The following is a 12,669-nucleotide window of genomic DNA, read 5'->3' as shown; positions in this document are numbered from 1 at the left end:
CAGGAGAGGACCCTGCTATGAAGCTGGCCATGGTCGGACTCGGACGGATGGGCGCGAACATCGTGCGCCGCCTGATGCGCGGAGGGCACGAGTGCGTCGTCTACGACGTCAACCCGGATGCCGTCGCGGCGCTCGTCGCCGAGGGGGCGATCGGCGCGACCGACTACGCCGATCTCGCGGCGAAGCTGGACGGGCCGCGGGTCGTCTGGCTGATGATCCCGGCGGGTCTCACGGGGCGCGTCGTCGACGAGCTCAGCGAGGTGCTGCAGCCGGGCGACATCATCATCGACGGCGGCAACTCGAACTATCGCGACGACGTGCGCCGCGCCAAGGCGCTGCGTGAGAAGGGCCTGAACTACGTCGACGTCGGCACGAGCGGCGGCGTCTTCGGCCTGGAGCGCGGCTACTGCCTCATGGTGGGCGGCCCGGATGAGGCATTCGCCACGATCACGCCGATCCTGCAGACGATCGCTCCGGGCGCCGGGGACGTGGAGCGCACGCCCGGTCGCACCGGGGCACTCGCTCCCGAGGAGCTGGGCTTCCTGCACTGCGGTCCTTCGGGAGCCGGGCACTTCGTGAAGATGGTGCACAACGGCATCGAGTACGGCGTCATGGCCGCCCTCGCCGAGGGGCTCAACCTTCTCGAGAACGCCGATGCGGGGATCCGCGAGGCCGAGCACTCGGCCGAGGTGGCCCCGCTCGAGGAGCCCGAGTACTACCAGTTCGACATCGACACCCCGAAGGTCGCCGAGCTGTGGCGCCGCGGATCCGTCATCTCGTCCTGGCTGCTGGATCTGACCGCGGCGGCGCTGCAGGGCAACCCCACACTGCAGGGCCTCGCGGGTCGCGTCTCGGATTCGGGCGAGGGTCGCTGGACGGTCAAGGCCGCTGTCGACGTGGGGGTGCCGGTGCCGGTGCTCGCCGCATCCCTGTTCGAGCGCTTCGCCTCCCGCGACGAGGATCTGTTCGCCAACCAGGTGCTCTCCGCGATGCGCCTGCAGTTCGGTGGGCACAAGGAGCTCCCGGCCGGCGACGTCCTCGAGGCCGGCGGCAACAAGGCCGACCACGCCTGATCCTTCCGGATCCCGCAGCAACTCTGAAGTGGGACATGGCCCGCCCGTTGTGCGGACCGTGTCCCACTTCTGGTGCCACCATGTCCCGAATCTGGTGCGCCTGAGCCTGGTTTCACCGCCGAATGTGGGACATGGTCCGGGGTGTGGTCTGCCGGGGCGGGCCGTGTCCCACTTCTGGTGTCACCGTGTCCCGGATCCGGTGCGCCTGAGCCCGGTTTCACCGCCGAATGTGGGACATGGTCCGGGGTGTGGTCTGCCGGGGCAGGCCGTGTCCCAGTTCTGGTGTCACCGTGTCCCGGATCTGGTGGACGCTTCTATCAATGTCAAGTTGGGTTCCTCGTCCTGTTTCGACGGCTGACGGCTCGGCAAGATAGCGTGGCCATGTGCAGTTCAACGCCTTTACGGCCTACTCGGCCACGGTGGGCCTGGCCGCTGAAGTCATTCCCGAGGTGCAGAACAGCGACTACGAGTCCGGGATTGTCCAGATCTGCGAAGAGGCCTGGCATATCCGGACTGCGCGTAACACCCCAACCAAACCCGGTGCCTTCGTCGCGTTCTGGCAGCGGAACGCGGTGGGGAACACGACGCCGTTCAGCGACGACGACCCCACGGCAGGGCTGCTTGTCTTCGTGGCGCAGCATGATCGGCGAGGGGTGTTTCGGTTCACCCGCGCGCATCTCACTGAGCTCGGCATCACGTCAGGCAAACGGCCAGGTAAGCGTGGATTCCGGGTGTATCCGAGTTGGTGTGCGGGTTTGAATGCCCAGGCCGCGACTACGCAACGCGCTCAAGCGCCCGCGTTCCAGGAGTTCTGAGCTCATCAGGTCCGTGAAGTGAGCCAGTGGAGAGCTGCGGTGAGACACAGGACCCGGCGGCCGGTGCTGCATCGAGTCATCGACCAATTTTGGTTACGTCGTCGCAGGGAGGGCATGGAGGGTCTTTAGCATTCGGAAGAGCCTGCGGGCGAGGTAGCGCTTGGCGATGCGGAGGATCTCGCGTTTGCTGTGGCCATCTGCGAGCCGCCGGGTGACGTAGGCGCGGGTCTCGGGGTCGTGGAGCCGGGTCGACGTCGGCCGGTCCTATCGAGAACGGACATGTCCAGCAGAAGGCACCCGAAGGGCCAGGTTTGGGGTGAGTCACGAACTCGGTAGGAACGGCCAACGCCAACCCTGCCAACCAATCCCAGATCGGCCGGTCCGAGTCTCACAGGTTTGGGGCTGGTTTCGCCGCCGAATGTGGGACATGGTCCGGGGTGTGGTCTGCCGGGGCGGGCCGTGTCCCGCTTCTGGTGTCACCATGTCCCGAATCCGGCGCGCCTGAGCCCGGTTTCACCGCCGAAAGTGGGACACGGTCCGCAGCGCACACGGCCGGGGCAGGCCGTGTCCCGCTTCTGGTGTCACCATGTCCCGAATTCGGTGCGCCTGAGCCCGGTTTCACCATGTCCCGAATCCGGTGCGCCTGAGCCCGGTTTCACCGCCGAAAGTGGGACACGGTCCGCAGCGCACTCGGCCGGGGCAGGCCGTGTCCCGCTTCTGGTGTCACCATGTCCCGAATCCGGCGCGCCTGAGCCCGGTTTCGCCGCCGAATGTGGGACATGGTCCGGGGCACACTTGGCGAGGGCACACCGCGTCCCACTTCTGGTGTCGCCGTGTCCCGAATCCGGTGCGCCTGAGCCCGGTTTCACCGCCGAAAGTGGGACACGGTCTGCAGTGACAGGCAGGAGCAAGACCGCGGATCCGCCGCCGTTGTCGCCCGGCGAGGGGCGGCGCTGGATAGGCTGAATCCGTGAAGATCGCTCGGTTCAGCCACAACGACGGCATCAAGTACGGGATCCTCGACGAGGGCGAGCTGGTCGTGCTGGCCGGCGACCCGATGTTCGCAGGCTACGAGACGACGGGGGAGCGGGTGCCGCTCGCGGACGCCGCGCTGCTCGCCCCGGTGATCCCGCGCTCGAAAGTGGTCTGCGTCGGCAAGAACTACCACGACCACGCCGCCGAGATGGGCGGCGAAGCGCCGGCCGAGCCGCTGCTGTTCCTCAAGCCGAACACCGCGGTGATCGGCCCGGGCGACACCATCGTGCGGCCCGTCGCGCTCTCGGAGCGCACCGAGCACGAGGGCGAGCTGGTCGTGGTGATCGGGCGCATCGCCAAGAACGTCGCCGCGGCGAATGCGCACCAGTATGTCTTCGGATACACGGTCGGCAACGACGTGACCGCCCGCGACCTGCAGCGCAAGGACGGCCAGTGGTCGCGCGCCAAGGGCTTCGACACGTTCTGCCCGCTCGGCCCGTGGATCGAGACCGAGTTCGATCTCGACGCCGCGGAGCTGACGACCCGTGTGAACGGCGAGGTGCGCCAGCACGCTCCGCTCACCGACATGATCCACTCGGTCGCCGACATCATCGCGTACGCGTCGGCCGTCTTCACCCTGCTCCCGGGCGACGTGATCATGACCGGCACCCCCGCCGGCGTGGGCGCTTTCGGGGCGGGCGACGCGGTCGAGGTCGAGATCTCCGGAATCGGCACGCTGCGCAACGCCGTACGCGACGCCCTGCCCGCCTCGTGACCGCGGCGACCCTGACCGAGCTGGATCGCACCAGGATCCAGCGCCGTACGGTCGGCATCCTCTCGCTCGGCCAGGTGCTCGGCGGGATCGCGTTCGGTGCGACGGTCTCGCTGGGGGCGCTGCTCGCCGCGGACATCTCCGGCAGCGACGCGCTCTCGGGTCTCGCCACGGCCTCGGTGACGCTCGGCGCCGCCCTCGCGGCGATCCCGCTGGCACGCCTCGCGGGGCTCCGCGGACGCCGCCTCGCGCTCACGGTCGGAAACCTGCTCGCGCTGGTCGGCATCGTGGTGGTGATCGGCGCGGCCGCGATCCGCGTGTTCCCGCTGCTGCTGGTCGGAATCATCATGATCGGCATGGGCAACGCCGGGAATCTGCAGTCCCGGTTCGCGGCGACGGACCTCGCCCAGCCGCGGCATCGAGGCCGGGATCTGTCCATCGTCGTGTGGGCCACCACGATCGGCGGCGTCGCGGGACCGCTCCTGCTGGGCCCCGGCGAACAGCTCGGCCGGGCGATCGGCATGCCGCCGCACACCGGCTCGTACCTGTTCTCGCTCGTCGCGCAGATCGCGGCGTTCGCGCTGTACCTCATCGCGCTCCGGCCGGATCCGCTCCTCACCTCTCGCACGCTGCCCGAGACCGGATCCGTGGCCGCAGGCGTCGAGCGCGTCGACCGTCCGGTCGCGGCCCGCTACGCGATCTTCGCCATCGCGGGCTCGCACGTCACGATGGCCTCGGTCATGGCGATGACGCCGGTGCACCTGTCCCACATGGCCGTGGCCGGCGGGACGATGGGCGGCATGGACGGCATGTCGATGGAGCTCGACGTCACCGTGCTCGTCGGCGTGACGATCGCGATGCACGTGGCCGGGATGTACGGCCTGTCGCCGGTGTTCGGTATCCTCGCCGACCGCTGGGGCCGGTTGCGCACCGTGCTGCTCGGGCAGGCGCTGCTCGTGGCGTCCCTGTGCTTCGCGATGTTCGCGGGGGAGACCACGTGGGGCGTGATGGTCGCGCTCATCCTGCTCGGGCTCGGCTGGAGCGCGGCGACGGTCGCCGGTGCCGCGCTGCTGACCGAAGCCTCCGCGCCCGAACTGCGCACACGCCGCCAAGGCCGCAGCGACTCTCTCATGAGCCTGAGCGCGGCGGGCGGTGCGGTGCTGGCCGGCGTGATCCTGCAGTCCTTCTCCTACGCGGGGCTCGCCATCGCCGCCCTCGTCGTGGTCGCCGCGATCGTGGTGCTCTCGCCCTTCGGGAAGCGATGAGGAGCACGTCGCCGCGGTCGCGATGATGCGCCGGGATCCGTCCTTATGAGACCGCTGAACATCCGGTAGCAGAGCGCTGACGCGGGTGTAGCGTCATGGGCGGTCCCGCGCCGCTGACCCGGTGGCTCGGGTGATCCGTCAACAAGGAGGTTGGCATGTCACGTACCAGGACCCTCTTCGCCGCACTCGGCGTTTCGGCGCTGGCGGGGGCGACCGCTCTCGCTCTCTCCCCGGTCTCGTCGCCACCGCCGGCCGCGAGCGTCGTCCCCTTCGCGGCGCAGGCTCCGGACAGTGCGTTCACCTCCCAGGCCGATGCCGGCGGCGCGGCGATCGCGTGCCAGCGCCCCGCGCCGGACAATCGCGTGTCGACGACGATCCACTGCTACACGCCGGATCAGCTGCGCGCGCACTACGGCCTCGGTCCTCTCGCGTCCAGCAACGACGGCGCGGGCCAGACGATCGTGCTCGTCGACGCCTACGGCAGCCCCACCGCCGCCGATGACCTGAACTTCTTCGCCCAGACCTTCGGCGGTCCGACCCCCGACTTCGAGTCGGTGGCGCCGCTCGGCATGCCCGACTACAAGAACCCGACGGGCAAGGGCGTCGGGCAGTCCGGTCCGAACGCCGCAGCCAGCTGGGCGGGCGAGGCGAACCTCGACGTGCAGTGGGCCTACGCGATGGCCCCCAAGGCCCACATCGTGCTGCTGGGCACCCCGCCCTCGGAGACGCAGGGCGTGCAGGGCGTGCCGAACCTGATGAAGGCCATCGACTGGGCGATCGCGAAGTACCCCTCCGGCACCGTGTTCTCGATGTCCTTCGGCACCGACGAGCAGACCTTCGGATCCGCCAGCGCGGCGAAGTCGCAGTTCACGAAGTTCGACCAGACGTTCCAGCGGGGCCTCGCGAAGGGCGACACGTTCTTCTCGTCCTCTGGCGACAACGGATCCACCGGATTCACCAACGTCAAGCGCAAGTCGACCGTCGGCACGACCCCCGAGGTCAGCTACCCGAACGTCTCGCCGTACGTGACCTCGGTCGGCGGCACCCAGGTGCAGGACGGCTGGACGTGGAACCCCACGCAGGACGTGCCGTATCTCGCGAGCGGCGCCCGCAACCCGGCGTACTGGGCGTGGAACTCCGGCGGTGACACCGAGGCCGTCTGGAACGAGGGCGGACTGCAGATCGGCACGGGCGGCGGCCTGTCCACGATCTACCCGCGCCCGGCCTTCCAGGACGGCGTCTCCGGCGTGGTCGGCAGTGCGCGCGGCGTCCCGGACATCGCGTGGAATGCGGCGGTGAACGGAGGTGTGCTCGTCTACCACACCTACTTCCCGAGCACCGAGGGTCCCGCGGCCTGGGGCGTGTACGGCGGCACCTCGGCGGCCTCGCCGCAGGCGGCCGCAGCGACCGCGATCGCGAACCAGGCCAGGGCGGCCGTGGGCAAGGGGCCGATCGGCGATCTGAACAAGGCGCTCTACAGCCCGACGTTCGACCACTCCGCGGCGTTCAACGACATCGTGCCGCAGACCTACGGGACGACGCCGAGCGGCGTGCTCGACAGCAACCGGATGTGGGCGCTCGCCGCCGACGGCTCGCTCACGCCGAACGCCGTCCCGGGATACCCGACCACGACGGGCTACGACCTGACCACCGGATGGGGCTCGCCCACGGTGCCCGGATACGTCGCGCAGCTCGTCGCGCAGTGAATCCGGGATCCGGGGCCGGGCGGGGATCCTCCGTCCGGCCCCGGACCCTGCTCGGGGGACGAGCCGTGCGCATCTAGAATCGAAGGGCTATGGCTACTCCCGATCCCCGCACCACGACCGCCTCCGGATCCGACGTCCGCGTCCGGTTCTGCCCCTCGCCGACCGGCCTGCCGCACGTCGGCATGGTCCGCACTGCGCTGTACAACTGGGCCTACGCCCGGCACACCGGCGGCAAGCTCGTCTTCCGCATCGAGGACACCGACGCCGCGCGCGACAGCGAGGAGAGCTTCCGCCAGCTCGTCGACGCGCTGACCTGGCTCAAGATCGACTGGGACGAGGGCGTCGAGGTCGGCGGCCCGCACGAGCCGTACCGCCAGTCGCAGCGCGGTGACATCTACCAGGGCGTGATCGAGAAGCTCAAGGCGTCCGGCGCCGTCTACGAGAGCTATTCGACGGCGGAGGAGATCGACGCCCGCAACGAGGCGAACGGCCGCGCGAAGCAGCTCGGCTACGACAACTTCGACCGCGATCTGACCGACGACCAGCGCGCCGCGTTCCGCGCCGAGGGGCGTCAGCCCGCGCTGCGTCTGCGCGTCCCGGACGAGGACCTCACCTACGTCGACCTCATCCGCGGCGAGGTGACGTTCCCGGCAGGATCCTTCCCCGACTTCGTCGTCGTGCGCCCCAACGGCGCCCCGCTGTACACGCTCGTGAACCCGGTCGACGACGCGCTCATGGGCATCACGCACGTGCTGCGCGGCGAGGACCTCATGCCCTCCACCGCACGTCAGCTCGCACTCTACGGCGCGCTCATCGACGCGGGCGTGACGACGTTCGTCCCGCGCTTCGCGCACATGCCGCTCGTGCTGGGGGAGACCGGCAACAAGAAGCTGAGCAAGCGCGACCCGCAGGCCGACCTGTTCCTGCACCGCGAGCGCGGCTTCATCCACGAGGGCCTGCTGAACTACCTCGCGCTGCTCGGCTGGTCGATCGGACCCGACCGCGACGTCTTCTCGCTCGAGGAGTTCACCGCGGCGTTCGACATCGTGAACGTGAACCCGAACCCGGCCCGCTTCGATCAGAAGAAGGCCGAGTCCATCAACGGCGACCACATCCGCAAGCTCGAGGCGAAGGACTTCGCCGAGCGGATCCTGCCGTACCTCGCCGCCGCCGACGTGTTCGAGGGCGAGCCGACGCATGAGCAGATCGTGCTCGCGTTCCGTGCGGCGCCGCTCGTGCAGGAGCGCGTGCAGCTGCTCGGTGAGGTGCCTGGTCTGCTCGGCTTCCTCTTCTCGGACCAGGTGTCGTACGACGAGGACGCGCTCAAGGGCCTTCCGGCGAACGCCGCGGAGGTGCTGACCGCATCCGCCGCCGCGCTCGAACCGCTCGAGACCTTCACGACCGAGGCGATCCAGGATGCCCTCGCGGCCTCTCTCGTCGACGGCCTCGGCCTCAAGCCCCGGGTCGCCTACGGCCCGCCGCGCGTCGCGCTGACCGGCCGCCGGGTGTCTCCGCCGCTGTTCGAGTCGATGGAGCTGCTTGGCAAGGACGAATCGCTGCGCCGCCTGCGCGCGCTGGCGGAGTTCCTCGGCTGACACGGGTCCCCGGGTCGCTGCCTCGGCCTCGGTTCGGGGCGCATTCGATCGTTTTGGGGCGCGCCACGCCCGGGTTTCCCGGTGTAGCGCGCCCCAAAACGTTGGATCCCGCCCCGAACGCGGCAGGGAAGCGACGCGCCCGGGCGTGACGGCGGCGCGGTCGTTTTGCGCTTCCGGTGCTGGCTCGGGTAGGCTTGACTCTCGGTGCGAGGCCCAGGTTTCGCCCTTGGGGTATGGTGTAATTGGCAACACGGCTGATTCTGGTTCAGTTGTTCTTGGTTCGAGTCCAGGTACCCCAGCAGACAGAGAAGGCCCGGAGCACTGAGGAATCAGTGCTCCGGGCCTCTGTCGTTCCCGGCGGAGAACGCCTCCGGCGATGCCAGCGGACAGGGTCACGGGATGTAGCCGCCCCACGGGGGCTGCGCCCGGAGCGCGCGGCGTGCACCGCGCAGATGGCGGGCCAGGGCGAGGCGCTGCGTGGGGAGCCACACGCGGGACGGGACCAGCACGACCCGCCGGTCGCGCACGAGCCACCACGCGAGGGCGTCGGACCGGGGATCGCGGACGAAGACGGGTCTGAGCATCCCCGCCGACTCGAAGGTCGCTCTGGCATCGCGTCGGGCGTCGTTCTCGTCCTCGAGATCGTGAGCCCGCAGGAACAACGGGCGATCGTCGGCCTGGAGGTACTCCCAGTAGGCGCCGGACCGGTGAGGCCTCGAGTCCGGATCGGGTGCCGACACCGCCTCGGTCGGGTCGACCGGGAGCATCGCGAGCAGCTGGGCACGTCGGGCCGTGCGCATCGGATACCAGGGATCGGCCGTCGAGAACAGCACGAGTCGCGAAACCCGCCTGAGGGGCTCTGACATGGACCGGCCTCCGTCGTCCGCTGGCGCGATCCGCCTCGTGGGCGTCGCGTTCGTGCACAGCCAACCACCGATCCGGTCGGTCCTTCCGGGCACCCCCGTCCGTCGGAGGGGGCCGAGCGGAGGATTCCGCAGGATTCCGGCCGGCAGGACCCTCCGATCGGAGGGGGCGGGGCGACGTAACATGACGTCGCAGGCTACGGGTTGAGCCCGTGGCGCACGGCCCAGAGCGCGAGCTGGGTGCGATCGGTCGCGCCCGACTTGTCCAGCATGTTGCGGATGTGCCACTTGACGGTGTTCTCGCCCAGGTTCAGCCTGGCGGCGATCTGCTTGTTGCTGAGCCCGCCGGCGAGCGCCGCGACGACCTCGAGCTCGCGCTCGGTGAGCATGTCGACGAGGCGCGGCTCGGCTGCGGGCTCGGCGCTGCCTCGGGTCGTCCGCCGCGCGCGGTGCGATCCTCTGGCGTAGTCCGCGAGCAGCCGTTCGCGGACCGCAGGGGACTGGAGTGCGTTCGCGTTGACGGCCGCGCGGATCGCCGCCGGGATGTCGCCCGGATTCTTCTTGAGCAGGAAGCCGACAGCCCCGCGCTCATAGGCGCCGTAGAGATACTCGTCGAGATGGAAGGTCGTGAACACGATCACGGGGATCGGATCCGTCACACCGATGCCGCTGAGGGCCTCCACCGCATCAAGGCCATCGCCGTCGGGCATCCGCAGATCCATGAGGACGACATCGGGACGCAGCGCCCTGGCCAGCCCGATCGCCTGGATCCCGCCCGATGCCTCGCCGATGACGCTGATGTCGTCGGTCGTCTCGAGGAGTGCACGCAGGCTGCGCCGGACGGAGCCGACGTCGTCGACGATCAGGGTGCGGATCATGCGACGGCCTCGGGCGGGAGCGATGCCGCGTACGCCGTGCCGGCGCTCTCGCCGGCGCGGAGGACGGCGCCGCCCCGGCTGGGGTGCGGCAGGAGCGCGTTCACCGACCAGCCGCCGCCATGCCGCGGTCCGGTGCGCAGGCTCCCGCCGGCCGCGAGCAGCCGATCCCGCATGCCGTCGAGGCCGTAGCCGAGCGAGAGCCGTGCGGGCTCGGGGATCCCCGAGGCGCTCGCCGGCGGGGCCTCGTTCGCGATGGTCAGCAGCAGACTTGCACCATCCTCCTCGAGGGTCACCGAGACCGCGGCGCCCGGCGCGTGCTTGCGGACGTTGTTGAGCGCCTCCTGCGTCACGCGGTAGGCGATGTGGCTGCGGACGGGTCCGAGGCGCAGATCGATCTCCTCCAGGGACGGTTCGCACACCAGCACCACGGTCGCGCCGCCGATGCGGCGATGCTCCGCCACGAGCGGGCCGATCTCTGTCGCGCTCCGCTGTCCCGGCTGATGCCCCGGCTGGTGGGTGTCGGGCTGGGTGCGGTCGCCCTGGCGCATCGCGCCGAGCATCCGCTCGAAGCCGAGGTAGAGCTGCTCGCCTTCGTCGCGGATCTGCTCGATCAGCACGCGGTGGCGGGACTCGGTGCGGATCGGCCCGCTCTGCGCGGCGGCGGCGAGGGCGAGCATGGCCGCGAGGTGCGCCGAGGACGTGTCGTGCAGCTCCTGCGCGAGGGTGCGCCGCTCCGCCGCCACGGCCTCCGCGGTGCGGACGGCCTCTCCCGCAGCGGCGCGCTGCGCGAGGTCGGCGATGCGCTCGGCCCTGGCGCGCAGCTGCGCGTACCAGCCGCCCAGCACCGTAGGGGTCCCGACGGTCGCGAGCGCGCCGGCGCCGGCCGCGATCCACACCGCGGGGCGCGCCCATGCTCCGGGGTGACCGATGTCGAGGAGGACGTGCGTGATGCCGAACGTCAGCATCGTCGAGAGGAGTCCGGTCCCTGCGATGAGGACCACCGTGAGGCGATGGGCCTCTGCGGCCAGCGTGAAGAGGGCGAGTAGCATCCCCGGCTGAACCGCCACCGCGACCGAACCGCCGACCAGGATCGCCGCCGTCCAGAGCACGAGCGAGGCGATGGCGCAGCTGGCGGACCGGCGCCAGAGCAGCCACATGCCCTGCACGCCCATGAGGGCGATGACGCTCACCATGCGCCAGGCGTCGGCGGGGACCGCGGAATCCAGGCCGAGCTCACGCAGCACGATCACCCCGAGCAGGTAGCAGCCGACGTTGGCGCAGACCGCGGCGGGCACGATCGTCCGGCTCAATGCGCGGGCGACGCGCACGGTCGAGCCGTGGCGAGCGGTGACGCCCTCGGGCATGGCCCCTCCCTTTGGATGGTTCTCCTGCCCCTCGATGCTCCCACTGCACGCGCCGTCGAACGCGGCGGGCCTGGACGGCTCGGACGCCATTCCGCGGATTCTCGCGGCCAGGACCCGCCGTGGTCACCGGAAGTTCACTTCCAGGTCATCGCCTGGTTGCCGCTTTTCAGCGCTCATCCGGCTTTTCGTCCGGGCCTCCTTTGAGCAAGGATGACTGCGGCAGCGCGCCGACCGGCCCGCCGCCCGCCCGTCACGGAGACCCGATGAGCCAGCCCGATCGCCGCAGCAGCACCGATGAGCGCGCCGCCCTCGCGGACGAGATCGAGAACGAGCGCCGCATGCTGCGCGATCTCGGACTCGACGACTCCCCGGCGCCGGCCGATGCCAGGGTCGATCCCCGCCGGCCGCTCTCCACCCGGCGCGGCTGGCAGGACAACCTGTTCCGGATCGGGTCGCACGGCGGCGGTGTCGTGGTGCTCGCGATCATGACGCTCGTCGGGCTCTTCCTCCTCATCCGCGGCTTCGGCGCGATCGAGAAGGCGGGATGGGGGTTCCTCGGCACCCAGGCCTGGGAGCCGAATTCCGGGCACTTCGGCATCGCCGCGGTGCTGTTCGGAACCGTGGTCATCGCGCTCATCGCGATCGGCGTCGCACTCCCGCTGGCGATCGGCACGGCCACCTACATCTCGGAGTACGCGCCGCAGGGCGTCAAGCGGCTCCTGATCGGGATCGTCGATCTGATGGCCGCGATCCCCAGCGTCGTCTACGGCCTCTGGGGGATGTTCTGGCTGGAGGGTCAGATCCTGCCGGTCGCGCAGTGGATCAGCACCTATTTCGGCTGGATCCCGTTCCTCTCCGTGCCGAAGTTCGACCCGGCCGACCCGCTGGCGACCCCGACCGTCTTCACGGCATCGGCGTTCCTCGCGGGACTCGTCGTGTCGATGATGGTGGCGCCGATCGCCGCGTCGATCATGCGCGAGGTGTTCTCGCAGGCGCCGATCGGGGAGCGCGAGGGGGCGCTCGCTCTCGGCGCGTCGAAGTGGGGGATGATCCGTTCCGTGGTGTTCCCGTTCGGGCTCGGCGGGATGATCGGCGGGACCATGCTCGGTCTCGGCCGCGCCCTCGGGGAGACGATCGCGGTGTACCTCGTGATCTCGCCGATCTTCGTCATCAACGGGCACGTGCTGTCCACCGGCACCAACAGCATCTCCTCGCTCATCGCGCTGCGCTACGGCGAGGCCTCCCGATTCGAGCTCTCCGCCCTGATGGCCGCAGGCCTGGTGCTGTTCCTGATCACGATGGCCGTCAACTTCATCGCCGGCTTCATCATCTCCCGTTCGCGTTCCGGCGCCGCTAGCTGAGG

At 70.0% G+C, this 12,669-nt stretch carries 10 protein-coding genes, 1 tRNA gene and 1 pseudogene; 8 read left to right on the top strand and 4 right to left on the bottom strand.

What is annotated here, in order from left to right; all coding sequences use genetic code 11:
* The first annotated feature begins 17 nt into the window (after positions 1–17).
* Both gnd and ACIPY5_RS03335 read left to right on the top strand, forming a co-directional pair.
* A complete protein-coding gene (gnd, locus tag ACIPY5_RS03340) occupies positions 18–1,073 on the top strand; it encodes a phosphogluconate dehydrogenase (NAD(+)-dependent, decarboxylating) (RefSeq protein WP_400966662.1) in 1,056 nt (351 codons plus the stop codon).
* A 383-nt stretch (positions 1,074–1,456) separates the two neighbouring features.
* On the top strand, positions 1,457–1,888 hold the full coding sequence (locus tag ACIPY5_RS03335; RefSeq protein WP_309339552.1) for a MepB family protein: 432 nt from the start codon (positions 1,457–1,459) through the stop codon (positions 1,886–1,888).
* A gap of 93 nt (positions 1,889–1,981) precedes the next feature.
* Here the strand turns inward: ACIPY5_RS03335 and ACIPY5_RS03330 are convergent.
* Positions 1,982–2,131: pseudogene (locus tag ACIPY5_RS03330) on the bottom strand (IS110 family transposase); the annotation flags it as partial.
* 727 nt (positions 2,132–2,858) lie between these two features.
* Between ACIPY5_RS03330 and ACIPY5_RS03325 the strand changes: the two are divergent.
* From ACIPY5_RS03325 to ACIPY5_RS03305, 5 genes are all read left to right on the top strand, one after another.
* A complete protein-coding gene (locus tag ACIPY5_RS03325) occupies positions 2,859–3,638 on the top strand; it encodes a fumarylacetoacetate hydrolase family protein (protein WP_400966658.1) in 780 nt (259 codons plus the stop codon).
* Positions 3,635–4,900: an MFS transporter gene (locus ACIPY5_RS03320; RefSeq protein ID WP_400966655.1), complete on the top strand. Its 1,266-nt coding sequence runs from the start codon at positions 3,635–3,637 to the stop codon at positions 4,898–4,900. The genes ACIPY5_RS03325 and ACIPY5_RS03320 overlap by 4 nt, the downstream gene beginning before the upstream one ends.
* Before the next feature lie 155 nt (positions 4,901–5,055).
* Positions 5,056–6,606 carry a S8 family serine peptidase gene (locus tag ACIPY5_RS03315; RefSeq protein WP_400966653.1) on the top strand — a complete coding sequence of 517 codons (1,551 nt, stop codon included), beginning with the start codon at positions 5,056–5,058 and terminating at the stop codon, positions 6,604–6,606.
* An 89-nt stretch (positions 6,607–6,695) separates the two neighbouring features.
* Positions 6,696–8,201, top strand: a complete 1,506-nt coding sequence (gene gltX / locus ACIPY5_RS03310) for a glutamate--tRNA ligase (RefSeq protein ID WP_400966650.1) — start codon at positions 6,696–6,698, stop codon at positions 8,199–8,201.
* A gap of 227 nt (positions 8,202–8,428) precedes the next feature.
* Positions 8,429–8,500: transfer RNA gene (locus tag ACIPY5_RS03305), tRNA-Gln, on the top strand.
* Between the two features lie 93 nt (positions 8,501–8,593).
* Here ACIPY5_RS03305 and ACIPY5_RS03300 read toward each other — a convergent pair.
* The 3 genes from ACIPY5_RS03300 to ACIPY5_RS03290 form a co-directional block, all read right to left on the bottom strand.
* Positions 8,594–9,067 (bottom strand): hypothetical protein, encoded by a 474-nt coding sequence (locus ACIPY5_RS03300; protein ID WP_400966647.1) that lies wholly within the window; start codon positions 9,065–9,067, stop codon positions 8,594–8,596.
* Between the two features lie 194 nt (positions 9,068–9,261).
* Positions 9,262–9,942: a response regulator transcription factor gene (locus ACIPY5_RS03295; RefSeq protein ID WP_309339560.1), complete on the bottom strand. Its 681-nt coding sequence runs from the start codon at positions 9,940–9,942 to the stop codon at positions 9,262–9,264.
* The gene (locus tag ACIPY5_RS03290; RefSeq protein ID WP_400966643.1) at positions 9,939–11,306 is read right to left on the bottom strand and encodes a sensor histidine kinase; all 1,368 of its coding nucleotides are present in this window, start codon (positions 11,304–11,306) and stop codon (positions 9,939–9,941) included. The genes ACIPY5_RS03295 and ACIPY5_RS03290 overlap by 4 nt, the downstream gene beginning before the upstream one ends.
* 263 nt (positions 11,307–11,569) lie before the next feature.
* Between ACIPY5_RS03290 and pstC the strand changes: the two genes are divergently transcribed.
* Positions 11,570–12,667: a phosphate ABC transporter permease subunit PstC gene (gene pstC, locus ACIPY5_RS03285; RefSeq protein ID WP_309339564.1), complete on the top strand. Its 1,098-nt coding sequence runs from the start codon at positions 11,570–11,572 to the stop codon at positions 12,665–12,667.
* Positions 12,668–12,669: the final 2 nt, after the last annotated feature.

It is taken from the genome of Microbacterium sp. NPDC089698 (assembly GCF_044749045.1).
Lineage (GTDB): Bacteria > Actinomycetota > Actinomycetes > Actinomycetales > Microbacteriaceae > Microbacterium.
Note: the sequence above shows the minus strand (reverse complement) of the source record. Positions and strands in the feature narration are given on the sequence as shown.

What these genes read in the sequence shown, in the direction of transcription:
- ACIPY5_RS03290 (WP_400966643.1), bottom strand. Translation starts at nt 11,306, where the DNA reads ATGCCCGAGGGCGTCACCGCTCGCCACGGCTCGACCGTGCGCGTCGCC.
- gnd (WP_400966662.1), top strand. Translation starts at nt 18, where the DNA reads ATGAAGCTGGCCATGGTCGGACTCGGACGGATGGGCGCGAACATCGTG.
- ACIPY5_RS03300 (WP_400966647.1), bottom strand. Translation starts at nt 9,067, where the DNA reads ATGTCAGAGCCCCTCAGGCGGGTTTCGCGACTCGTGCTGTTCTCGACG.
- pstC (WP_309339564.1), top strand. Translation starts at nt 11,570, where the DNA reads ATGAGCCAGCCCGATCGCCGCAGCAGCACCGATGAGCGCGCCGCCCTC.
- gltX (WP_400966650.1), top strand. Translation starts at nt 6,696, where the DNA reads ATGGCTACTCCCGATCCCCGCACCACGACCGCCTCCGGATCCGACGTC.
- ACIPY5_RS03315 (WP_400966653.1), top strand. Translation starts at nt 5,056, where the DNA reads ATGTCACGTACCAGGACCCTCTTCGCCGCACTCGGCGTTTCGGCGCTG.
- ACIPY5_RS03295 (WP_309339560.1), bottom strand. Translation starts at nt 9,942, where the DNA reads ATGATCCGCACCCTGATCGTCGACGACGTCGGCTCCGTCCGGCGCAGC.